This is a genomic window from Frankia sp. CeD, from assembly GCF_000732115.1.
Lineage (GTDB): Bacteria > Actinomycetota > Actinomycetes > Frankiales > Frankiaceae > Frankia > Frankia casuarinae.
This window is the reverse complement of sequence record NZ_JPGU01000048.1, coordinates 1-24,333: the sequence shown is the minus strand read 5'-3', so window position 1 is coordinate 24,333 and position 24,333 is coordinate 1. Positions and strand designations below refer to the sequence as shown.

The 24,333-nt window shown below is 68.0% G+C and carries 12 protein-coding genes and 1 pseudogene; 6 read left to right on the top strand and 7 right to left on the bottom strand.

Features of this window, described 5'->3' with window-relative positions; genetic code table 11:
- Window positions 1–5: 5 nt before the first annotated feature.
- The 7 genes from CED_RS18380 to CED_RS18350 all read right to left on the bottom strand — a co-directional run bounded on the left by CED_RS18380 (window position 6) and on the right by CED_RS18350 (window position 8,743).
- Window positions 6–1,124: a hypothetical protein gene (locus CED_RS18380; protein WP_035912689.1), complete on the bottom strand. Its 1,119-nt coding sequence runs from the start codon at window positions 1,122–1,124 to the stop codon at window positions 6–8.
- A 2-nt stretch (window positions 1,125–1,126) separates the two neighbouring features.
- Window positions 1,127–2,095 (bottom strand): thiopeptide-type bacteriocin biosynthesis protein, encoded by a 969-nt coding sequence (locus CED_RS18375; RefSeq protein WP_035912687.1) that lies wholly within the window; start codon window positions 2,093–2,095, stop codon window positions 1,127–1,129.
- A complete protein-coding gene (locus tag CED_RS18370; protein WP_051868912.1) occupies window positions 2,077–3,261 on the bottom strand; it encodes a lanthionine synthetase C family protein in 1,185 nt (394 codons plus the stop codon). Before CED_RS18370 ends, CED_RS18375 begins: the two co-directional genes overlap by 19 nt.
- Window positions 3,258–6,365 (bottom strand): lantibiotic dehydratase, encoded by a 3,108-nt coding sequence (locus CED_RS18365; RefSeq protein ID WP_035912685.1) that lies wholly within the window; start codon window positions 6,363–6,365, stop codon window positions 3,258–3,260. Before CED_RS18365 ends, CED_RS18370 begins: the two co-directional genes overlap by 4 nt.
- Before the next feature lie 78 nt (window positions 6,366–6,443).
- On the bottom strand, window positions 6,444–6,635 hold the full coding sequence (locus CED_RS18360) for an FxLD family lanthipeptide (RefSeq protein WP_051868915.1): 192 nt from the start codon (window positions 6,633–6,635) through the stop codon (window positions 6,444–6,446).
- Between the two features lie 64 nt (window positions 6,636–6,699).
- Entirely contained in the window at window positions 6,700–7,947 is a 1,248-nt protein-coding gene (gene fxlM / locus CED_RS18355) for a methyltransferase, FxLD system (protein WP_035912675.1), read from the bottom strand.
- Window positions 7,948–8,227: 280 nt separating this feature from the next.
- Complete coding sequence (locus CED_RS18350; protein ID WP_035912672.1) at window positions 8,228–8,743, bottom strand: hypothetical protein; 516 nt, start codon at window positions 8,741–8,743, stop codon at window positions 8,228–8,230.
- Between the two features lie 375 nt (window positions 8,744–9,118).
- Here CED_RS18350 and CED_RS21890 point away from each other — a divergent pair, with 375 nt between their 5' ends.
- The 6 genes and pseudogenes from CED_RS21890 to CED_RS18305 all read left to right on the top strand — a co-directional run bounded on the left by CED_RS21890 (window position 9,119) and on the right by CED_RS18305 (window position 23,876).
- Entirely contained in the window at window positions 9,119–10,486 is a 1,368-nt protein-coding gene (locus tag CED_RS21890) for a Wadjet anti-phage system protein JetD domain-containing protein (protein ID WP_084680855.1), read from the top strand.
- A 6,745-nt stretch (window positions 10,487–17,231) separates the two neighbouring features.
- Complete coding sequence (locus tag CED_RS23930; protein WP_152569791.1) at window positions 17,232–17,822, top strand: hypothetical protein; 591 nt, start codon at window positions 17,232–17,234, stop codon at window positions 17,820–17,822.
- 312 nt (window positions 17,823–18,134) lie between these two features.
- The gene (locus tag CED_RS18325; RefSeq protein WP_035912662.1) at window positions 18,135–18,974 is read left to right on the top strand and encodes a hypothetical protein; all 840 of its coding nucleotides are present in this window, start codon (window positions 18,135–18,137) and stop codon (window positions 18,972–18,974) included.
- A gap of 755 nt (window positions 18,975–19,729) precedes the next feature.
- Window positions 19,730–20,565, top strand: a pseudogene (locus CED_RS18320) (IS5 family transposase).
- 101 nt (window positions 20,566–20,666) lie between these two features.
- Window positions 20,667–21,473 (top strand): IS5 family transposase, encoded by an 807-nt coding sequence (locus tag CED_RS18315; RefSeq protein WP_035912658.1) that lies wholly within the window; start codon window positions 20,667–20,669, stop codon window positions 21,471–21,473.
- A gap of 1,176 nt (window positions 21,474–22,649) precedes the next feature.
- Window positions 22,650–23,876, top strand: a complete 1,227-nt coding sequence (locus tag CED_RS18305) for an ISAs1 family transposase (protein ID WP_084680854.1) — start codon at window positions 22,650–22,652, stop codon at window positions 23,874–23,876.
- The last annotated feature ends 457 nt before the right edge of the window (window positions 23,877–24,333 follow it).

The following is a 24,333-nucleotide window of genomic DNA, read 5'->3' as shown; positions in this document are numbered from 1 at the left end:
CTAGATCACCGTCGCTGAGGGTGTGTCGCCGCGACGATCGCGGCTTCGGCGGTCCGGGCGGAGCCGAGAACGGACTCCAGGACCGGTTCCGGCGGTGTTCCTGCTCGTAGGCCGGAGGCGTTGAGTAGGTCGGCGAGCGCCTCGTCGTGCCTGGCTGGCAGGTCGACCGCTTGTGTGGGGCGAAGCCGGAGGACGTCCCGTGCCGCGTACCCGTCCTCGGCTTCGATCACTTCCTCGACGGTCTGGGTGAGGACGCGGGTGGCGGCGTCCGGGTCGGTGGCGGCGGCGAGAGCGGCCACGGTCATGCCGAGGTGGGCACGGAAGACCGCGTAGCCCGGCATCGGTCGCGCCCCCAGAAAGTGCCCGATCATGGCGGTAACGCTGGGTGCCGCGGACGTGCCCTCGGCACAGATCACTTCCAGGCAGGCTGCCACCTGGAGCTCCCACGGGTATGTCGGCGTGCTTTCCGCCAGGGCCGCGCGGGCCTCGGCTGACGTCCCGGTCAGGCAGTGAGCGAGGATCTTCGCCTGGCGGCCTTCCAGGAGATGCAGTCCGATCCCTCGGTGCGTGTCTGCGTGGATGACCGCATCGTTCCAGCGGCCGGCGAGTGCCAGGGCGCGGACGCCGTCCCCGACGAGGTGTAGCCACACCCATTCGCGCAGCTTGTGGCGCTCGTCGCGGGTGCCGATGAGGTCAGCCAGCGGGAGGAGCTGGCCGTCGACGATCAGGTCGGTGTTCGATGAGACGGCCTGGAACATCGCGGTGAGCAGTCCGAGTGCCTGTTCCCCGTCGCTGGCGCGGATCTGGAGCCGGGCGAGGTTGAGGGCCGGTTCGAGCATGTATCTGGCCTGGTGGACGGTGAGCGGGCGCGGGGCGGCGCGGTAGATGTTGATGTGCTGCCAGCACAGGTCGCGGGCGAGGGGCGCCAAGCCGCAGTCGCTGGCGAGCAGCGCGGCCTTGTTCAGGGCATGCGCGCCTTCGGTCAGTCCGTCCGCGCCGTCCCGGGCCGCCGCCTGGGCGATCTCGGCGATCTCCGCAACTCGATCGGGCAGCGGCGNGCAGGCCGGGCGGGGACGGCCGATCAAGGGGAAGAAGCAGGTCACGGCCAGTGCTGTGGGGTTCATGGTCAGTCCCGGGGCAGGAGAGCTGTGGCAGCCGCGCGGGCGAGAACGGCCTGGCTGGTGGCGGACAGACCGAACCGGTTCCAGTGGAAGATCAACACGTGGGTGAGGATCGCCCGGAGTCCCCGGCCGAGCTGTGTCTGAGCGGCGGCGTCGCCGAGTTGGCGGCCAGCGGTGTAGAAGGCGGCGAGCCAGGGGGCGGCGTGTGCGACCGGCCCGCCGGGGGCGAACAGGTCGCTGGTGGGCAGGTCGGGGATGGACAGGAGCAGCCGTACGTTCGCGGCGAGCTGAGCGATCTTTGGGTGGTCGGCGGCCGCTGAGGCGGGACGTAGCCCGGCAACCCGGGCGAAGACGTCTCCACGTTCGAAGGTGTCGAGCCCGGCCGCCTGGAGGAGGCCGTTGATCAGCAGGATCGAGAGTTCGCGGCGGCCGAGGCCCGGGGCGTCGTGGCGCAGGNAGTCGAGGACGCCGCTGCTGTCAGCGCAGAACAGCTCATGGACGGCGTTCATCCCGGCGGGGCCGCCGAAGGCGAAGGTTTCCGGCTCATAGACCGTCGACCACCAGCGGGCGAGGGCGCCGGCGGCGGTCAGCTCGTCGAGCACCTGGTCGACGGCCACGGTGTCCGCATGGTGCAGGCGGAGCCGCCAGCAGGGGTGCTTGCGCAGGAACCACCAACCGCCGACCGCGNCGCCGGCCTGGAGCTGGTCCAGGCGTGGCCCGAGCTGTGTGGCGGCGGTGGCTTCGGCGGTGGACCAGTCGGGGAACTGGACCCGTACCTGGTAGCAGTCCTGGTCGGCGCGCTGTTCGAGCGCCGCGAGACCCGCAGCCTGGTAGACCCGTACGGCGTCGTCCAGATCGGCGGGGTCGAGCGCGCTGCCGGNGGCGGNGGCCCGCAGGNCGGCGCCGGCGAGCACCGCCAGGACGCCGGTAGCGAGGTCGCGGGGAGCGGTGACGCTCAGGCTATGAGCAGGCATGTATCCCATCCCGTGCGTGGCGGTCCGACATGTCGGGTGGATTCCAGCGCCAGGGCAATCCCCGCGGCGCCGGTCAGCAGTCCGCTGTCCTGCTCGCCGGTCGCGGAGGAGGTGGTGGCGTGCTGCGCGAGCCGGGTGGCGATCGCGGAAAGCCGGCGGCCGATGGCGGAGCCTCGCGCGTCGCGGGCGGCTCGGTACGTGGTTTGGTAGATCCCGGCCAGGCCGTGGNACACGCCGAGATCGCTGATTCGGTCGAGCTGGGTGTCGGTCAGGGCGGCGGCGAGGGCGTTCTCGGCGTCCTGTGCCCGTCGCTGATCGTGGGTGGCGAGGGCGGCGAGCTGCTGGGCGCGGGCGATACCGACCGTGCCGTAGCACCAGGAGACACGACCTGGCCTGGTCTGGGTGGGGCGTCCGGCGCGTAGATCCTCGCGGGTGATCCACTGCGGCCACCAGGGACTGTCGCGGTCGTCCCGGCGCCACTGGTCGAACCAGCCGGTCAGGGTGGCGATCGCCTCGTCCTGGCCGTCGACCATGTGCCCCCCGGCGGTGGCGAGAGCGAGGAAGGCGAGCAGGCCAGCCGCGCCGTGCGCCATGCCGAGGTTCGCGTGCCCGCCCGGGGTCGGCAGCGTGTCGTCCGGGTCATGTGCGACCCACCAGCCCGGCAGGTTGACGCCGTCCTCGCGGCGCGGCCGGGTCAGGCTGACCGTGTACCGCAGGACGTCGGCGAGGATCTCGCTGCCGGGGTGGGTGCGGAGCAGGAGAGCGCCGATGCCGGTCAGGCCGTAGAACAGGTCGTATTCGGCGAAGGTGGTGGGCTCGCCGCGTTCGGCTCGGCTGGCAGCGAGGGTCAGCCGGCGGCGGGTCAGGCGCAGCACGTGGGTGTCCAGCGTGTCGCGGGCTCTGCGGTAGCGGGGATGTCCGTCGGCGGCGGCGTGCAGGAGGAAGGCGAGGGCGGGCGCCCCGTAGTACAGGCCGGTGTGCTCGGCGGCGTCGACCGGCCCGGCGACGGCCCGCCGGATGTGGGCCTGCGCGGTGTCCCAGCTNCCCGAGCCGGTCCGGGCCCGCTCGATGTGCAGGAGCGCCGTCCCGGCCGGGCCTCGGGCCAGGGACTGTCTGACCGCGTCATCGGTGGAGAACGTCTCCACCGCGGCGGCGCCGGGGGTCACCGGGCACCGGCCAACGCGAGGTGGCGCAGTGCGGAAGCGCGAGCGAGGCGCCCGGTCTCCTTCTCCAGGGTCGGATCGACACCGACAGCGCGCACATGGTGCTCGTGCAGGAGGGTCCGCAGCACTGTCCGCGGATCACGCTGCCGCACGAGGGCCTGGTAGTACGCGGCCAGCACGATGGCTCGGGCGTTCCAGGCTCTGACGACCGCCTCCCCGGCGGTCAGGGCCCGCACCGCCTGGTGGTCCCCGCCGGGATCGGCCAGGTCGAGAGCCTGGTCCCGCAGGATGCGGTCCAGGGCGCCGTGCTCCTGCCGAAGGCATCCGACGAGTGCCTGGTACCCGGCCGGCGGGTCGGGGGAGAAGGCGGCGGCCAGGTCCACCATCGATGCCGCGGCCAGGGCCTGCGCGGAGATCCCGGCCGTCTGGGCCGCCGTGATCTGGGCGGTGGCGCAGAGAGTGTCGGCGGCGAACACCGACTCGGCGGCGGCCAGCGCGTCACCATCGCCGTAGCGGGCGGGGTGCTGCGGGGAGGAGGCCAGGGTGAGCTGGCCGGGGAGGCCGCGGCTCTCCAGGTCGGCCGCGAAGGCGGCCACCGCGGCGGCGACCGGCCCGTAGTGGTCTGGGCTGTGCAGGCGTAGGAACACGGCGAGGTGCTGATCACTCTCGGGAAGAATCATGTCGCGGTGTCGTCGGACCCACCAGAGACCGACCAGCCCTTCCAGGCTGTCGGCGAGCCTCGGCAGATGGCCGGTGAGGATGTCGTCGAACCGGGCCGGGTTTCCGACGAGCTGCGCGTGTAGAACGGCCGAGTCACCCGGACGAAGCACCGCTCCCGGTGCTGCGGTCGCGGGCAGTGGCCGTGCCGGTGGGCTGATCGCGGTCAGCGGGATCAGTAGTTCGGCCGGACGTCCGATCCAGCCCTGCGCGTCGGGCGGACCGTCTTCCTGCACCTCGATGCGGCCGGCTCGCTCCAGGTGGGTCAGCAGCAGCGCCCGGTCCAGGTGGCGATCCAGGTCGAGAGGTAGGCGAAGCTCGCTGTGGCAGAGCACGACCCGTGCGGGCACGCGCCACCGCTGCCGCCAGGCGCACAGTGCTTCCTGCCGTTGGTCGCCGGACTGGCCGCGGGGCAGGTCGGCGGAGGTGAGCGTCCAGCGGGCGACGGCCAGGACCGTGCGGCCGTAGCGGATGCGCGGGACGTAGGGCAGGACACGGGCCGCGCCGAGGTCGAGCCCGCCGAACACGGCGCTGCGGGCGTCGGCGACCTCGGCGAGGAAACGGGCCAGCGGTGGGCTCTGCACGCTGGTGTCCAGCGCGTGCGGAATCCGAGGGATCACCCGCCGGCCGGTGGAGCGCTGCACCAGGTACATCTGCGCGGCGTCGGCGGTGACCGCCAGGTCATCCAGATCGATCAACCTGACCTCGGGGTGGGCGGAGTCCGGATGCTCCGAGAGGGAGATGACGTCAGGCAACAGCGGTTCGACGCGCGCCACGTTCTCGTTGTGCGGGCGACGTGGTGGGAAGGACAGCTGTGCCGCCAGGGGCTGGTCCCGCTCCCCAGCCTCGGCGCTGGCCGCGTACGTCGCGGCCAGCCGGTCGCGGTCGGCTGGGTCGAGCAGGTAGGCGAACCGTCCGGCCATGCTGGTGCCGGTCCGCGGGGCGGCGGTGACCCGTAGCCGGAAGTCCCCGCGGTCGATCGCGCGAGTCGAGACCGCCCACACCTCGACGCCGAGCTCGACCCGCTGCGGCGGCACGGCGTCCCCGTGCTCCCCGACAGCCAGNTCCTCGACGTCCTCGTCGGTCAGCGCGATCTCCTCGGCCCCGTCCACGGCGGCCCGCTGGATCAGCGTCAGGAGCGCGGTGTCGCGGTCGGTGAGCATCCGCCAGGCAGGTCTCGCTCGCGGTGCACCGAGGTACCCGCCGGGATAGCCCAGCCCCGATTCGGCGACCAGCTCCCGCACCGGCACCAGGGCACCGGGGCCGTAGCGGGCCCGGAACCGGGCGTGATAGTCCAGCCAGGCTGTCGAGCCGAAGGGCTGGCGGGACAGTCGCAGCAGCACGCTCNCCGCGAGCGCTGCCTCGGTGAGGACCCGCTCGGGGACGGCGATGTTCGCGTCGAGCCGCGTGTCGACCGCCAGCATCTGACCTGCTCCCGGTGCAAGCGAGGCCATCCGCGCGGCGACCGTCCGGCGCGTCTGTGCGGCCTGCTGCGGATCGGGGGTGCGGTTGTGGGCGGCCAGCATCGCGCGGAGGCAGTCGAGTTCCCGCAGCAGGTCACTCACGTCAGCCAGGCCCTCGGGGCCTGCGGCGCGTAGTGCGTCGGCCAGATGGGTGAGGGGATCGACAGCTGTCGTCGGTGGTCGCAGGCTCGTGATCAGGAGGCCGCCGTCGACCAGGCCGTGTACCAGCGCGCGGATCTTGTCCGGGGCGGCGGTGGGGAACCTGGTTGCCGTCCGTGCGACGAGCGCGTCCAGCTGGATCGGGTTGCCGGCCTCCGCCAAAGCGAAGCGGACCGGCCGGGTCAGCCGTACCGACGACTCCCGCAGCGGCCCCGGGCTCGGGGCGCCCNCCTCGGCCCGCCGGTGCACGATGACCCGACCGTCGCGCACGATCCGCGCGCTGTCTGCGACCACCGTCAACCGCACACGCAGCTCCGGATGTCGTTCGAGCTGATCGGCGAGCGCCGTGACCCACTCGGCGTCCGCGCGCGCCACGGCTCGATGCGCGTGTCCCGTCTCCGCGGTTGCCGGCCCGACGGTCGCGGTGCTGATGCCGGCGAACATCCCGAACGGCGTCGCGCGCCGCTGCCACCGCAGCAGGTAGGACGCCACGGCGGTAAGGGCCCGGCGGACCTCCGTCCCGGACCGCCGCCCGGCGCCGTCGTCAAGGATCTGCTCGATGCGGGCCCAGAGATCGGTGCTTGCCAGCCGCAGCGCCTCCCGTACCTCCGGGCGAGCCCAGGTCTTGGCCAGCCAGGCCCGGCCTTCCTGTTCGACCGCGGCGGAGTCGGACAGATCGAGATCGGCGGGCAGGTCGAGGCCGCCTGGGNCCGTTGACGCGCGGACCTGGATGAAGCCGGNGTGCTGGTAGCGCGGGGGCATGGGCATGGCGATCCCCTCTCCTCGCCGGTGCGGCATCGGCCGTCGGCACCCGGGTCGGGCGGGTGCCGACGGCGGACGACTGGGTCAGGACGGGTCGTTGGAGGAGGTGTTGCACGCGCTGGTGCTGCAGCTGTTGCCGCACCCATCGCTCGTGTCACACATCATGATCGCGATCCGGGTGGTGGACTCCACCACCCGCATGTCGAGCTCCAACTCCGCGTCGTCGAGGGCGAAGTCCACGGACTCCGTCCGGTCGGCCATCAGCACCGGCGACATCGAGATCACTCCTTGTTCTGGTGGGGGATTTCTCGGGTGGGTGGTGCGTCCTGGACCGGCCGTTTCAGCCAGCGACCGGCCAGGAGATCGAGACCAGGCCGTGGGTCTTCGCCAGCACGGCCGTGCCCTCGCCGGCCGGCGGACGGTCGACGCCCGTCGGCCAGTAGGCGAAGGTCGGGGCCGGTCCGCCCCGTGCCTGGCGATCCCAGGCCTGGATCTGCTCGACGAGCGTGGTGGCAGCAGCCTCGCCGTGCGGGCCGTACGCTCGCCCGCCGAACTCGACACCGGCGCCGTCCAGCGCCGGGCGCACCGCCAGATAGGCGAACGAGTCGCCCTGCACGGTCCCGAACGGGAACCAGCTCTTACGTTCAGCGGCCAGATCGGTTCCCTCATCCGCCGCCAGCCGGCAGAAGCCCGGCAGGAAGCACGCGAACCACAGGTGCAGGTCGGCGAACGACACGCCGTTACGGATCGTGATCCCGGACCACACCTCGGTCCGCGGTGTCGCCAGGACACCGTCCAGAAGATCCAGGTCCTGGGGCGGGTTGGCATCGAAACGCAGCCTGACGTGACGGCTGTGCCCGTCCGGCAGAAGGAAGACCCGCTCGTCGTGGGCACCGGCCCCCTGCATGGGGACGAACCCGCACACCTCGGCCGAGGTGCTCACCAGGTGATCGCCGTCGCGCCGGAACCCGATCGACCGGGTGATCCCGTTCATTCGTAGCGGTACGACGATCCGGCCGTCCTCGGCCAGCTGCGCGAGCCACGCCGGCGAGAGGTCCCAGGCGCCGGCCGTCACCAGGATCGCGTCGACCCGGTCTCCGAGCTCAGCCACGCCGTCCTCAGCGTCCGCGAGGATCACCGTGACTCGGTCCGCGTACCCGGTCGCCTCCAGAAGCGCGCGTGCCCGGTCGGTCACCTCCGGATCGATGTCCACGCTGACCACCCGGCCCGAGGGGCCGACGATCTCAGCGAGGAGCGCGGCGTTGTAGCCGCTGGACCCGATCTCGATCACGCTCATCCCGGGGCCGAGCCCGGCCTGTTCGATCATCCGAGCCTGGATGAACGGAGCACTGATCGACGAGATGATCACGTCGTCCGCAGCCCGCTTGACCGCCACCGAGTCGTCGGCGTTGTAGGCAACCTCCAGCGAGGTGCCCTCAGGAACGAACAGATGCCGCGGCACGACGCGAAACGCCCGCTCCACCTCCAGCGAGGTGATCAGGCCGGTCACGCAGAGCTTGTCCACCAGCGCGTTACGGACCTCAGTCGCCCGGTCCGGTGCGCTGGACGTGCCAGTCATCTGAGTCAACGAAGATCCTTCCGGGCCGTCTCGCCCCCAGCCTCCGCGGCGCCAGAGGCGGAAGATCGCCTGCGCTCTGGTGGGGTGCGCTGTAACGATGGCCCATGCCGAGGCGCGATTCATTCCCCGGGCGGGGAAGATTTGACCTCGGCTACGCGTGGGCACCTGAGCTGCGGAAACGATGATCGATGCCCTCTCCGATTCGGCGCGTCGGCCACGGATGTGGGCCAGAAAGTTCGCCAACCGGTCCGTCTGCCACGCGAGCCAACAGATCTTGGCCGGATGACGTTCAGGGTCGCTGCGGAAGCGCCGAGGCGAGGTCGGGTATGCCGGAGGTGAGGAGGCGGTGCAGGGCGGCGCCGGGGTGGCGAGGCAGCGGGTGCATGGGGACAGCGAAGTACTCGGGTTCGTCGAAGACGGGCTCCCCGTTGGGACGGCGAGCGAACCCGACCCGTCCGTAGTCGATGCCGTCGCCGGTGTCGTAGCTCATCCAGCTGATCGTCTCGGTCTCGCCAGGCTGGAGAGGGGCGGTGAACAGGGGCCGGGCCTGGATGGTGTCGCCGTCGTCGTACCAGACGTGCGGAACAGCGAAGACCCACCGGTGAACGTGGATGGCCTGCGCCCGGGCCGCCACGCGGACCTCGAACGCGAGGCTGGTCGCCCAGCTGGCCAGGTAATCGTAGTCGCTGAGGATCAAGGTCCGATCGCCGTGCAGCCCCACGATGGCGGGGTAGTCGCCCGTGCGGACCGCGCGCTGCACACGGGCGGTGATGTCCTCGACCAGGACCACGATTTCGCTGTTCATAGCCCAACCTCTTCCTCTCCTTGATCGCATGCGACGCCCGCTGTCGCCGCGAGCCGGCGGCGGCCCTCTACTTCGGATACGGAACAGGCACCGGCCCGACCGTCCGCAGCGACACTGCCCCCCTCACCCGGCACGGCGGCGCGATGTGGTGCCGGCCGCATCAAGGCTCCAAACGTTCAAAATTCTGGGGATCCCACGATTGATCAATATCGCGCGCGGCCCGATGAGCACCCACACCGACCACCACTTTCGGTAACCGTTCAAACACGAATTCGATCGAAACTTGTAGCGACCAAACGACTTTCCAGCGTGACGAGCGGCTGATAGGATCAACCGCTTTGTGAACGTGACGGGCATTCCTTGGATAGAGGGACTGTGCAGCTGCTGCTCGGCGAAGGCGAGGGCCGCGTCCGCGTGTCGGTTGGCGGCCTCCCGAACGGCGTGATGGCAGTCTCGGTGCCAAGGCGCAGGGACGGTGAGGCGCGCCTACCGAGAGACCGCCACCGCCTACTCAAGGTCGATGAAGTTGACCTCGTAGCAGACGGCCCAACTGGCCCCTATGAGCCTCCTGCCGGGCTGCCGAATCGTGACCTGATCTTTGCCCTCGAGACTGGCCGCCGCGACTGGCTGACGGTCGAGAAGTTCCTGGGCGACCACCGGGCGTGGGAGGTGGCCATCACCCTCGTCCGGTGCGGGGGTGTGATCCTGCGCTGCGTCGTAGACGACACCCTGCATCTGGCAGGGCCAGATTCCTGGCGAAGGTCCCATGCATGGTCTCTACAGCACGCCGACCTGCTAAACGACCTTCGGGGCCGGCCCGACCCTGATGACCTCCGCAACGAGTTGTTGGGTCTGATGCACCAGGTTAACGAGCTCGGAGGTGAGCATGCTCTCCTGGCGGCCTGTTCCCCCGGCTCGCCACTGCGCGTCCCCGCTGGCAGCGCGGTCCGCACTGCAGCGTGGAGCGTCTATGAGAATGTCATCCGGGCTGCCGCAACATGGTGGCCGCACCGAAATTCCGGCGCGACTCCGTTCACCGCGAAAGGGCTGGCCGCCAAGGCCTTCCGTAACTCAAAGGACTGGACACCAGAGCGAGAGTTGGCATTCTCGAACCTCATCGCGATGAGCTTCGACCAAGCCGTCTCGGAGGCAGACAGCGAGATACGGATCCGGGGGCCGCTCGTCTGGCAGCTCGGCCGAGTAGCAGCCGATGCGGCGGTCGCTGAGCCGTGGATCGGCGTGCCAGCGAAGGGCATCCACGCTGCGGGAGTAACCAGGTGCACCGCGCGGGGGATCCTTCTCGTGGAAAACTCCGACACATTTGAGCAGGTCTGCAAAATTCCGGAGATCACTGAGCAGTGGCTGTGTATCTGGGCAAAGGGCTACACAAGCCGAGGCATCTTGGCACTGCTATCCCACCTGGAGCCACTCGCCGTCGTCGCCTGGTGCGATCTGGACGCTGATGGGATTGCCATCATCGATGACGTCTCCCGGAAGCTGAAGCGCACCGTCAGTCCAGTGGGGATGGACCTCGCACTATGGCGTTCCACGCCGCACCGGAACCAGAATCCTGGGCAGGTCGCCCGAGACAAGGCCCTAGCCGCCCGGCTCGCTACCCATGGGCCGCAACCGCTGCGCCCGCTGGCGTCCGAGATCGCTCATTATGGCGGCTCCTGCGAGCAGGAAGCGATCCAAGACCAGGTCATCCCTAGCCTGGCCACGGTTCTTCGTTCCATGGCATGACAGGCGGGCAGCCGCGACGGGGGCCGGCTCTTAGCGCCGTTACCGCCGCAGAGCGGGTGGCCGGACATGGCCGATTCTCGAGACGGGGGGCATAACGTGCATGACGACCTGGCTTCACCGGAGGCTGAGGAGCTAGCCGCGGAGCCAGGGGCGGACCCGCACAGCGCTCCACGGCAACCGAGTCTGCTGGATAGCCATCATGAAAATCTCTCGGCAAGCGAGCAGTTAATCACGTGGCGCGCGTTCGTCGCCCCGCTGGTAGCGAACGCCAGCGCCGTGACCGATGATCCTGAACTCGTACGGCTGGCCACCAACGTCCTCGCGGTCTACGCGGATCACCAGAGCCGTAACGGCCTCACCTTCGTTCAGCTCACCGAAGGACTCCAACGGCTCGGCACCCGGATCCCCCAGGCTGCGATCGGTGCGCGCCTTGAGCACCTCCACAAGATGGGGTTCCTCGAACCCTATCTACCCAAACTGCACCAGGGTCGGTACATCGTGCGCCCAGCTGGCCTTGCCGGTGCGCTGGCCGCGACGCGCGTCACGGAGCGAGGTGGAGTCGACGAGCTGATCCTGCTGCTGGACAGAGCCCGCACCGCGCTCTCGGCCCAGCATCCAGACCCTTACCAGGTTCTAGCCTACCTTAATTCTCTCCGGCACCCCCTCGTGGTCCTCGCCCTCGACCTGCACCGCTGTGTCGTGGCTGGAACAGCCGCAGAATTGATCGAAGCCTGCCGCCAGCATGATCACAGCAACTTCACTCGGCAAGTCGTGGAACTGAACGCGATGGTGACTGCCCATTTCAGGAGGCACTACGAACTGGAGGAGGCCGGTGNAGCTCTGATCGAGGCCGAGCAGTTCTACCGCTCCCAGGTCCGCGCCGCCATCGGTAAGATCCTCGCGCAGGGAGCAGTTGGCCTCAACTTCGATGTTCTGACCCCGGCGGAGTATGAGACCGCCGCGGTAACCGCGGATATGGAACGGCTCGCCGAGGTCGGCACGGGACTCGTCGCGGACGTCCCGGGCGTGTACCTGGATCCCGAGGCCCTGATCGAAGTCGTTGAAACCTANCAGCCCCGNTCACGGTCCCGGGTAAGGCCGCCCGAGCCAGCCTCAACCGAGGATCCCGACCCGCTCGCAGCAGCCGAGGAGGCACGCGAGACTGCGCGCAGGTATCGGCGGCTCGGGCTGGAGGCCTTGCTGGCGGGNGCCTCTGAGGNCGACCTCACCCCGTACATGCAGCAAGGCTGGGATGTCGCTGCGAGGATCATTGTCGATGCGCTCCTGTTGGACGCGGACCCCGACGAGCCGTTCGTGCTCGACCTGTCCGAGACCCTCATGATCAGCTCGGAGAGGCCTGTGACCTATCTGCATCCGGCCAGATTGATCAGGACCGACATTCCCGGCCCAGGGAACGGCCTTGCATCCGGTAGCGCCATGAAGCCTGGAGTACCCGATGCCGGGTAACCCGCAGGGCAGGGAGCAACGCGTCGAATATCCGGTAGTTTCGGCGGACCCAGCGCAGAGTTCTATGGTCGGCGCAGCTCAGGCGACGGAAGGTGCCATACTCCTCGCCCGCATCCGGGCAGCCGGCAGCACATCGGCCAATGTGGCCGCCGGCGTGATGGCAGATGCGGCCTCAGCCGCAGGTCTTATTGACCGGCAGCTGGTTGAGGTCATCGACCCTAGTGGAACCCGCAGAGTCCTGGCCCTGGGGTGGGCGGGGGGTGCTGCCCCAGATCCAGACCAGCATCCGTCCGCACCGCCACGGCGCCTCGGCCCGGTACAGCTTCTGACCTGGGCNACCTGCCTGGCCGCAGCGTGGCCGCGCGCGGAGGACGTACCATACCCGGGCCGCCCATTCCGCCGTGACGACATCCTGCGCGCGTGCCTCACGATGGGCGCCCACAGCCCGGCCGTCGTGGCCGCACTCAGGATGCTGCCGCAGGCTGGCCTGATCAGGTTCACCGGCCCGGTCGGCACGCTGGGACCAGCGGCAGCCGCGATCCCCAGCGATACCTGGTCGGCGCTGCGCCGGATGCATGACCGCCTGCCGCACACCGCACTCCGCCAGCAGGACCACCACGACAAGGACGCAGGTGCTCCAGCCGATGTGGCCGCGGCAGCTGGGGTCCGGTGGATCCTAGGCCCGCCCGCCGGACCCGTCGGCGTCAATGAGACGGCCATCCGAGCGGCTGTCACGGCGCTTGAGAACGCGCACGGGCCGGTCGCCCGGTCCGACCTGGGCATGCTGGCTGATCCCGTGATCCGGCGCGCCGTCGAGAACGCCCTCATCGCCTGCGGTCGCTCGCTGATCCTCACGCCCAAGGGTTCTTGGACCACCGGGTACTCCGATCCTGTCGCAGCGGCTCTGGTCCGAGAACAGGTCGGCACTCTCCGGAGCGAGCAGCGGGCTGTACTCGCCCTGGTATTGCTGCGTGCCGTGGCGATACCGCGCGCACAGGGCCGCCTCGACGGGGCTTGGACGTCATCCAGCCACCCAGTCACCCTGGACGAACTAGCCGCCAATAGGCAGCTGAACCGGAGCCGGATCAGCAATGCGCTCCAAGAACTCCGTGCCGCAGGCTATGTCAGCACCGCGCCCTCCGGCGGTTACATCCTGGGTCCCGCGATGAGCCGCCTAAGCCCGGCAAGCGTACAAGCCCTGTGGGAGGACTTGATCGTGCTCACGCGGCCCNGCGGCTACCTCGCCGAGCGTATCCGTAGCCGTCGCGCGGACGGCACGGCCGCAGTTGCCCCGGAGTCTCGCAGGGTGCAGGAGCAGAGCGATGACCACCGCGCATGACGGATCCGCCGAGCGGCTCGGAATCATTGGCGACCGCCAGCTCATCGCCGTGCAGACCATGGACATCGCGAGGCTCACCGCGCATCCTGTGGCGCTGATCCCCGGGATCTTCATTGCAGTGACCGGGATGGGGCCAACCGACTCCAACGAGTCCGGTAAGACCAGCTTCCTTTCGGCGGTCTCCCTGCTCCTCGGGGACCCTGAGTGGCGGGNCGGCGGGNCTGGGGNCGCGNGNGTAGAGGNGCTGTTGTTNGAGCCCGTCACGGCCGGCGCCGTTGTGGGCGTCAACGCCGCCACAGAAGGTTTCATCGTCGGCGTATTCGCCGCCCCTGAGAACGTGGCCGCAACTACGCACACCGTGTGGATGCGGATCTCGGCCACCAAGCCCCACCTGCAAGTGCGCCACGCGCCGGGCCTGCATCTGGCACGAGGCACCAGCAACGCCGAACGGCACGAGCAGGCACCGGAGATCTACCGCGCCCTGGGAGGTGATCCGATCGGCAGCGCCGATTACGCACACGTCCTGTACGGGCGCAGCCCTCGCGTGCTGGCCTACGTAGCCAGCCGCGGCCGCGTCCGTTCCCGCCCATCCTTGCTCAAGCTCGACGCCGGCACGTTCACGCCGGAGCAGATCGGCGACGCGCTGATCACCCTTACCGGCCGGGCGACCCTGTTCGAACGCGACCAGCAAGACCGCCGCGACCTCGCCACCAGACAGGCCGAACTCGACCAGCTCATCAAGCGAGACGAGAAGCAGACCACCCAGGAAGACGAAATTCTCCGGCATGTCCGAATGCGCACAGGGCTCCGCAGCCAGGCGGCCGGTGCCGCCTCCCAGTGGACGTCCCACCTCGCGCGGGCAGCCCTGGACACATGCGCCAAGGCCGAGTCCGCCGCTGCTCTGTTGGCAGACGCCATGCCAGGTCGGAAGGCGATAAATACCNAACTCGAACGCTACCGCGCCGAACTAGAGGCCTTGCGGGATACCGAGGCGCTGCGGAAGGCAGCAAGCAACGCCGAGCAAGTGCACGTGCAGCGCAAGGCAGACTACGACGAGGCGATGCGGCAGGATGGAGCGCTCGAACGCGACCTGAATCGCACGGAAGGCGAACTACGCGACAGCAGGATCAAGGCAGCCGACCACGACCTTGACCGAGACGGCACCGCCACGCAGTGCGCCGCCGCCCGGGATGACCTCGCCGGGCAGCTCAGTGTGGCCGGACAAGACATCGAGAACGCCCGCCTCGAGGTCCAGCAGGCCAGCGATGACCTGCGCAACGCGGAGCAGGGCCAATTCGGGCCCGCAGGCCTGGTCATCCGCGCGCTCGGGCCGAACGTGCCCGCGGTGTCGCTCGCCGACGCGACCCGCCTAGCCCCGGAAACACGGCACCAGTGGGAAGCCCGACTCGCCCCGTGGCGCGACGCCGTCTGCATACCCGACAGGCCCCCCATACCGAGCGTCCTCCAAGCACTCCGCGACATCCCAGGCGCCATCATCATCAGCCGCGGCCAGTCACCGAGCCGAGACAGCAACACTACCGTCGGCCTACCCGAGGGCGTGCTAGACGCGCCGCCGGAAGCGCTGCCGCTCCTGCACGCGCTGGCCACCCAACAGGCAGACGATCACCCCATTCCACATGCCTCCGATCTAGCGACGGGCGTCCATATCGTCGGCGGCTTCGACGTGCCAGTCATCGGCGGCGAGGACCTCCGGGCGCACCTGCGCGGCCTCCTGACACAGGCCCAGAAGCGTGTGATTGCTCTCGACCAGCAGGTGCGAACGCTGGAGGTCAAGGCTGAGCATGCTGCTGTGACTGCCACCAGAGCGGACGCCGCTGAGCGCGTCACTTTCTTGGCGTCCCAAGCCGCCACACTGACTGAGCAACTGGCCGAGCACCGCGGGAAGATCGCTACGCTTCAGAAGCCGTATGAGGCGGCGTGGATAGCCCACCAGAAGGCGCAGCTCGCCATCGCCAACCGCGACCAGGACATAACCCGCCTCAGCGGGCTAATACAGACGACGCAGGCGCGCCTTCGCGCGAAGGACCTTGAGGTCGAGCGGCTCAAAACAGCATCCTATCCCGACGACGCTATTCTGGCGGCATGGGGCCGAGGCCTCGACGCCGCGAGAGCCGAACTTCGTTGGCCTCCTGCAGAGCCCGCCGAAGCAGATCTCCCCGACCGGGTCCGGGAGGAGGCTATCCCGCCGCCTACACCGAGCGGCGGGGNTGACAGCGAGCGGCGCAAGCAAGCAACGCTCGCAGAGGCCGCCCGCACCCAACTGGGAACAGCTCTCTCAGCCCTCGAGTACCAGGCAGAAGGAGTAGGCGCGGCCCCGGAAGACCTGCGCTACGGGGCAAGCCGCTTCCTCAAGGCTCGCCAAGCAGGAGACGCGGACCCCCATGGTCGCCTGTTCGAGAGCACCCTGGCGGACCTGCAAGCCTGGCTTGACGACAGCGCCGACCGCGACAGCACAGCCCCGGAGCAAGTGAGCCAGGCCCGAGCCGACCGGGCGAACATCATCCAAACCGTCTCGTCCAAGACACGAGAGCTCCAGCACCAGCTGCACCAGACCCAGGAAGCAATCGCCCAGCGGGCACTCAGCGCCATCGACGCCATCAGCGACGCGCTCGNCTCACTCAACCGGAAGGCAGGAGGGCTAGGCGCCCTCCTCGGCCGCGAGGTCCTTCCCCCATCAGGGCCAGACCAGAACTGGACATGCCAGGTCACACCACGATGGCGTCGAAATCCGGGCGGACCGGAACTGCCCTACAACAACGTAACCAACACAGCCCAAGAAAAGCTGTTCTCCATCCACCTCGTACTTGCCGCCCTGTTGGCCGCCCCCTACCCCCGCGGCCGGGTCCTGATCCTCGACGAGTTGGGCGACTCACTCGGCGCCGAGCACCGCCGCGAGGTCCTCGACGCCATCGCCACGGTCGCCAAGCAGCACGGCATCACGGTCCTCGCCACCTGCCAAGACGCGATCATGGCCGAGGCTCGCCCACATTGCGGCGAGATCCTCTACTTCCACTACCCGTCCAGATCGGCCGCCCTCAACCGCCCGACCAGGATGTTCGGCTTGGACCCGAACGGCGGACGGGTAGAACTGACCACCGAGGCCCTCACCGAGGGGCGGGGCCGACTCCCGACCGATCCTCAGTAATAGTCAAGCAACGACTGACGATGGGTGGCAGCCTCCAATCTGAAGGCAGCTGGGCGAAGCCCAACCGGCCGGGCTCGCCGACGGTGGCTCGGCCTGCCCATTCGGGTCCAGTAGGCCGGTAGCTCCTCCTGTACGACGTCTCGGAACGCCGCGCGGGAGGTTGGTCGGGTAGCCGCCGAGTTCGGCGCACAGGTCATCCAGCGGCCAGGTAGTGAGCGTGCCCCAACGGACCAGATAGCCCCACAGGCCTCACGTAGGGCGTATTCGTTGGGGGTAGTCGAGCAGAGCAACTGGTCGAGGGGGGTGCGCGACCGGCTCATCGACCGGGTGCGCCCCTGCGGGGGCTGTCACCCTCGCTCGCTTTGACACCAGCCAATAGGCCCTCGACATCCAGGTCGGCGTCAGCGTAGAGATCCTGGCCGCCGGCGAACGTCGCCACCACCTGCGGCGAGCGAAGGTGACGCCAGAGTCGAGGCCACCCACCTCGACGATCACGGCTGCTCCGCCTCCCGATGTGATAGCTTAAGGGTGCTGGGCTGAGCTCGTGCGTTCGACGCCACCCCCGCGGGATGAGCTCCGCGGACCGACTCTGACTAGAGGTTGGCCGTGGCGTATTCCGCTCTTTTTGCATTGGCGCTAATGTTGCCACCGAGTTTGACGGTCATCACCGTCTCCTATTTCGCGCTTCGCGATACCTCACCGAGGGAACGAGCCGAGATTCTGCGCTCGCTGCGGCCACTATTTGCCCGGACATCGAACCGAACCTCGAAGCAGTGAGCGGCTCCGGCGAGATCGATCAGGAAGCGATAATCTTCAGCGATCGCTTCGACGAGCGAGCAGACCAGGTGCTTGCACTCATTCCCGCGAATCTAAAAAATTTGCATTCAATTTCGTCGACCCGCTGCCCCAAAGATGGCCGGGTCCTCGCAAGCGTCTTCCACCTACCAGACGGAATGTGGCTCTGGACCAAGGGATTCCGCTTCAGTCCGGAACAGAGCCGAGTAGAGGCAGAAGCCATCTATCTGGACTGTGTTGTCGACGAGCACCCAACCTCCGAAGACTACGCGGGCGCAGCCGAATATGCTCAAGAATTCCTAGAAGGAAGAAAGAATCTCACGTTTAACCCGCGAGTCGCCTCCATATATCTGGATCTACCGGGCGACCGGGTCATAGTCCGGGAAATATTCAATCGCCCGCACGGGATTCCGATAACCGAGTCGGTTTCGTGTAGCTGCCGAACCCAGTATCTCCTTGACGCGTACGAACTCATCCGCCTGGCAGTCCGCTGGAACTTGGGCGCAGAAATCCGAAAAACTCCAATTTTGGTCCCGCCCATGCCAATGCCGCGGATCGGTGTTTGGTAGTGAGATCGATAAACTTTAAGACATAAGCCGCAATCAGGGCAAGTCAAACGCCCTCTCAAGTCAGTCCCCTTCCGGGGCAGTGCGCTGAGTTCGGTTGGCACCGCTCAGCACACCGGGAAGGGGACGCCCGACCTGTCACGACAGGCCAGGCACGACAGTCAGTTCAGGCAGATCAACCGGCCGCCAGCGGGCAGTTCTCATGACCGCCAGCGGGCCGCCTTACGGCCGTCTCCGGGCAGGATCCCGTGGCCGCCGACAGATGCCGGACTCCGCCGATGCAACAGAGCCGGTGCGGGCACTACCGTGATCCTCATGGAGGAGAAGCTTCCGGTTGACGCGACCAAGCACTCAATGTCCCGACAGCGCGAGAACGCCATGGTGCGGGCGATGTTGCATTATCAGGTGCAGATCGAGCCCGATGAGCCCGGACCGGTTTTTGATCTCGCGGCCCTTGGCTTCGTCAACAACGCCTGGCGTAACAGCCCGGTTGAAGACTGGCACAGCGAGGGCCGGCTGGGTGACGGTGACATGTTGCGGATCAACGCCCACGCCAGCTGGAGAGTCCGGGAGATCATCCGCCGCTGGCGCCGCGAGTTGGGGCTTGACCCGAATCGGCCGCTCTCGACGTGGGAGATTCTTGACGTGGAGGACGTTAACTGGCTGGCGGTGCGGATCTGGCGATGGCTGGTCAACCCCTCCCGTCGGCTTGTCGCGGGATCGACCCTCGCGAAACTCGCCGGGGCCGACCTTGACGAATACAGCGACCATGCCGAGCAAGTGATGAGCGGCTTCCTCGCGTCCGTCGAGGATGGCGGGGTGGGCTATGCCTTCTGGCGGGCTGCGGCCCACGGTGGCCTGTCGTGTACCCATTGGTGGGGAGCACCCAACTGGCCAAAAATAGTCGACCGGTTCCTACACGCCTTGGACACTCCCGAGGACGCTCACTGGCGTGATACCACTCGATGGGAGGAGATCATCGGAACGGCGCCCTCGCAGGGTGCAGACCACGACGCGCTGCGTCGCCTGCTCACCAGTAAACCCTGGGCGCTGACTCCCGAGACGTCGCAATGGGTCGTGCGTGCCGGTATCCGTTTCTTCCGGACACCGCTCCCGCTGATCCCCGAAACCGTATACGATAGCTTCCCTCCATGACGTTTCCTGCTTATGGGCTCAGCACCGTCAGCGACCCCTGATGCCCACGGAGAGCAGGCGCCGGCCGCAAGGATCGCTGTTATTCCTTCGCTCAAGTTTGTTGGGGTTCCTGCTGCTCGGTCGGGCATTGCCTTCGATCTGGGTGTGGATGTCGCTGCGTAGCTGCGCGACCAGTCCGCAGGCTGTGCCGGTGCCGACGGCGGAAACGTCCACGTGGCGTGTCAGCGGAGACCGTCTTCGGCGCTTGCTCGGTGGAACAGGTCCTGTCCCCGCGGCCTGTCGGCGCAGGACGCCCGTGTCACCGGGTCGCACGCTGGCGGGTCATGCCCACTGGGACGGGTCATCCAGCAGCCGTGGTCGACACATCGTTCTTGGACGTATGGCGGCGTCGCCGCGCGTTTCCGCTGGTAGGTGGCCTGTTCACGTGATCGGGGATGGAGATCGTGGGGGCGGGGATCGTGGGGTGATGGTTCGGGTTGTGCCCGGTTCTGTCCACCACCGTTGACCTGCGGTTTCATCATCAAGATGATCTCCTTTGGCTCCGTTGAAGATCGTTATATGGCAGTAGATATGGCAACGGCCGTGGAACCCCACGGCCATTCTCGTTTACTGCCACATGGGACATCATCCCAGCCGGTCACCCAGTTGTTAAGAGGGTGTTCTGTGCGGGTTCGCCGGGTTTCGGGTTGAGATGATCTTTGACGTGCGGGGTTGATCGTGTTGCGTTCGGGGGCTGGTGCGTTCTGCTGGAAGACATGGCGGAACGCAAGCCGTACCCCAGCGATCTGTCCGATGAGGCGTGGGAACTGATCCGGCCGGTCCTGACCGCGTGGAAAGCCCGGCACCCCTCGGCGAGCGGGCATCAGGGCCGCTACGCGCTGCGGGAGATCGTGAACGCGATCCTGTACCAGGCCAGGACCGGCTGCCAGTGGCGTTACCTCCCCCACGACCTGCCCTCCACCTCCGCGGTGTGCTACTACTTCGGCCGGTGGCGTGACGACGGANCCACCGAGACGGTCCATGACCTGCTGTGCTGGCAGGTCCGGGAACACCACCGTCGCCGCGCGGACCCGACCGCGGTGGTGCTGGACTCCCAGACCGTGCGGGCCTCGACCAACGCCCCTCGGGAGACCACCGGCCTGGACCCGGGGAAACGAAGCCCGGGCCGTAAACGCGGGATCGCCACCGACACCCTGGGTCTGCTGATCGCGGTGGCCGTCGTCGCCGCGAGTGTGCACGACAACCTGATCGGTACCGCGTTGCTGGACCGGGTCGCCGCGACCGCCCCGTCGGGCGTAAGGCGTGGGTGGACGCCGGGTTCAAGACCACCGTGGTCGAGCACGGCGCCGGCCTGGGGATCGAGGTGGAGATCGTGGGACGGCCGGACGGAGCACGGGGGTTCACCCCGCTGCCGAAACGGTGGGTGGTCGAGCAGACCTTCGGGATCTTCATGCTGCACCGGCGTCTGGCCCGGGACTACGAGACGAAACCCTCCAGTGCGGTCACGATGATCCGCTGGTCGATGGTCGACGTGATGGCACGCNGGCTGNCCCGCANCNCCNCCCTGNGCNGGNGGGACCCGCCGGTCTGAACGGGCCACGGGCCGGGGTAAGAGCCGGTTTCACAAAGATCGGTCAACCACGGCGTGTCATACCAGGATGATCTCGAACAAGCCGGTAGATCTCTGGTGCCATGCGCGATGAGGTGGTGACGGAGGAGCTGTGGGCGCGGCTTGCGCCGCTGCTCCCGGAACGCACGCGGCGGTTCCGGTACCCGGGTCGGTTGCCAGCGGATGACCGGGCGGCACTGGAAGGCATCCTGTGGGTGCTGCGCAACGACGTGCCGTGGCGGCGGCTGCCGACCACCCTGTTCGGGGTGTCGGGGGTGACCTGCTGGCGGCGGCTACGGGACTGGCAGACCGCCGGGGTCTGGCAGCGTCTGCACGAGACGCTGCTCGCCGAGTGCAACGCCGCCGACGGGCTGGACCTGCATCGGGCGCTGGTCGATTCCTCTCACCTGCACGCGCTAAAAGGGGGGGCCCAGACCGGGCCGAGCCCGGTCAACCGGGCGCATCCCGGCAGCAAACACCATGTGATCACCGATGCGACCGGGGTTCCGCTGGCCGCATCGGTGACCGGCGGTAACCGCAACGACGTCACTCAGCTCATCCCGCTGGTCGACGCCATCCCGCTGATCCGTGGCCGCCGCGGTCGGCCTCGCCACCGCCCCCGCTACCTGCTCGCGGACCGTGCCTACGACCACGACGCCTACCGCCGTCAGCTCACCCGCAGGCAGATCACGCCGGTCATCGCCCGACGCGGGACGCCGCACGGCTCGGGTCTTGGCACCCAGCGCTGGCCTGTCGAGCGAACCATCGGCTGGCTGCACCAGTTCCGCCGACTCCGGACCCGCTGGGAACGCCGCGACGACATCCATCAGGCGTTCCTCACGCTGGCCTGCTCGATCATCTGCCTTCGCAAGATCCAAGGATCGTTCTGAAACCAGCTCTAAGGGTGAAACCGTGAGCGCCGACCTGCTGGAGAAGATCGAGAACCGGCGTGTGCGGATCCGGCGGATCGTCACCGAACTCCGAGAAGAGATCAACCGGCTCGGTGAACAGGCCCTGGAACGGTGGGAGATCACCCATCAGACGGCGGTGGACCTGGCCACCGAGGACACCCCGACCCAGCCAGCCCTCTCCCAGACGGCTACCAGGAGATCCTCGCCCTGTTCACCCCGGCGGCGAAGGACTCCACGCCAAGGACGCCTACCGGGCGCTGGGCACCGGCACCGANCCCCGCCACGTCGAGGGCCTGCGGGCGAAGCTGAAACGGCTGGTCGACCGCGGTGTGCTCACCGAACCCGACCCCGGCCTGTTCGTCCTGCCGCACCCGACTCCACCCACCCCAAAGATCAACTCAAGCTGAAACCGGGCGAAGCCCCTCAGAACACCCTCTGAGGCCAGGAGATCAAGGTGCCGGATGGACACCGGATGACGACTACGTTCCGTGATCTCTCGTTGTGAAACGCCTGCTCGGTAGATCCAAAATATCACAATAAGTAGTATCTCAAATATAGACCCGGAATAGCGTGACAGGATCTAGAGTAGCGTGTCATCCTATGAATACCGGCCGGATTCGCTGAGTGATCAACTTGTTAATCGATCATGGCGTCGCCTTCAACATCGCTGGATCTTGGACTGCTAGAAAGGCAATTATGGACGAGTCCGCGCCTTGCCTTGACGTATTGCAAATAACCCCTAGTTGCACCGTATGCAGGGCCAATAAAAGGGTCCCCTAATTTTGTCGAGCGGTTAAAAGGGCCGTAGCTGCCAAGTGGCATCTATGCGAACAACGGTCTGAAGAAGAGGACGTCGGCGCCGAAATCGCGTCGAACTTCTATTTCCCTCACGGGACTTATATGCAGCTTGTCCGCGGGTGCGGCGGCGAACACCCAGGGCTCCGGCAAGTTCGCGCTCTGAGTGGTGATGGTGGGGTTGCCGGGTGTGGTGATGGTTGTGTGGGTGGGGTCGGGTGTGGGTGTTTCGTCTCTTGTCGGGGGTGTGGGACCCGATGACTGGTGAGACACGGCGGGGNCACGTGTCGCTGACAGAAAANCAGGCACTCCGCCTGTAGATCACGCAGATGTCGAAGTCTTCGTGGTCTGGGGTGCGGTGTGCCTGCAGGGTTGTTGTCTCGTGCCGCGGCCGTGGTCGCGGCAGCGGGTGGTGTGTCGCAGCCGGGGATCTGGGAGCGGCTGGCCTCAGTGCCCGATCCGCGGTCGCCACGGGGCTGTTCCTACCCGCTGCCGTCGCTGCTGGCGGTATGGCTGTGTGGGCTGACCGCGGCGGGCCACGACTCCGCCCGCGCGGTCGGGCAGTGGGTGCGACGGGCGACGGCGGAGGAACGCACCCGGCTCCGGCTACCGTTCGACCCGTTCACCGGCCGGCACAGGATCCCGGACGAATCGACGCTGCGGCGGGTGATGACCACGGCTGGCCGTCGTGCTCTCGCCGCCGCGCTCCTGGGCGAGGACCTGTCGGGCGGGGCCGACACCACGACCGGCGAGGACCCAGGGGCGGTCGCTGTCCGTGACGGCGGGCGGGNGGGNGGATCCGGGTCGGTCCCCGGGGCGTTGGCCGTCGATGGAAAGACCAGCCGGGGCGCCCGCCGGCCGGACGGCAGCCAGGTCCACTTCCTCTTCGCGGTGACACACGGCGAGGGATACACGGTCAGTCAGGTCGAGGTCGATCAGAAAAGCAACGAGACCCGGGTGTTCCGGACCCTGCTACGGGGGTTGGACCTGACCGGGGTGACCGTGACGTTCGACGCTCTGTTGACCGTGCGGGCGAACCTCGACTGGCTGGTCACCGTCAAGGGTGGGCACTACGTCGCCGTGGTGAAACGCAACCAGCCGACGTTGTACCGGCGGCTGGCCGTGCTTCCCTGGACCGAGATCCCCACCGTGTTCACCGAACGTGACCATGGTCATGGTCGGGACGAGACCCGCACGGTCACGGCCGCGACCGTGACCTTTCTCGATTTCCCGCACGCTGTGCAGGCGGTCCGGATCAGCCGCTGGCGGCGGGTCACCGGCCATGCCGCCAGCAGGGAGACCCGCTATGCGATCACCAGTCATTCCGCGGCGATGGCCGATCCCCGGATGCTGGCAGCTCTCGTCCGCGGGCAGTGGACCATCGAGAACCGCAGCCACCACGTCCGCGATGTCACTTTCCGCGAGGACGCCTCGACCCTACGGGCCCGTAACCTGCCCGCGAACCTCGCGACTATCCGCTGCGCCATCATCAACCGGCTCCGCCGGGCCGGGTCGCGTTTCATCCCCGACGGCCGTCGTGACCACACCCGGCCCACCGAAGCGCTCGACCTTCATGGATTTCCTTGACGCGCAGCCACCGGGAACGAACCCGACCAGCCAGCCGTCCCGATCACATCGGGCGCATCAGACCAGAACCAGCCAAACCCCAAACTTGCCGGAGCCCTGGCGGGACGGGAGGTGAAGCCGTGAGGTAGCGGTGGATCCTGCTGTTCGTAAGCTCACCGTCGCTTGCCGGTGAAAGTCCGGTCCGGGTAGCTGCCAGGAGGCCCGGTAGCAGGCTGGCGGCTTCGTCTGGAAACGGGCGGGGTCGAAGCCCAGCGTCAAAGGCCCTGTGAGAGGGGGAGCGAGAGCGCGGTCCGTAGCATAAAGCGAAGCCTGCGGCGTCGTGAGGATCCTGCCCTCCGGGGTGGGAAAGGGAGTGCCGAGCCTCTCACTATCGGGGCGAAGGCCACGGAAGCGGCGAAGATCCTGGAATTGCAGCCGTGAGGAACTCCCCGGCGTATGGGGCGCGGAACGTGCTGAC

Excerpts from the sequence above, each read along its gene's own strand:
- CED_RS18350 (WP_035912672.1), bottom strand. The coding sequence starts at position 8,743 with ATGAACAGCGAAATCGTGGTCCTGGTCGAGGACATCACCGCCCGTGTG.
- CED_RS18325 (WP_035912662.1), top strand. The coding sequence starts at position 18,135 with ATGGAGGAGAAGCTTCCGGTTGACGCGACCAAGCACTCAATGTCCCGA.
- CED_RS18360 (WP_051868915.1), bottom strand. The coding sequence starts at position 6,635 with ATGTCGCCGGTGCTGATGGCCGACCGGACGGAGTCCGTGGACTTCGCC.
- CED_RS18315 (WP_035912658.1), top strand. The coding sequence starts at position 20,667 with ATGCGCGATGAGGTGGTGACGGAGGAGCTGTGGGCGCGGCTTGCGCCG.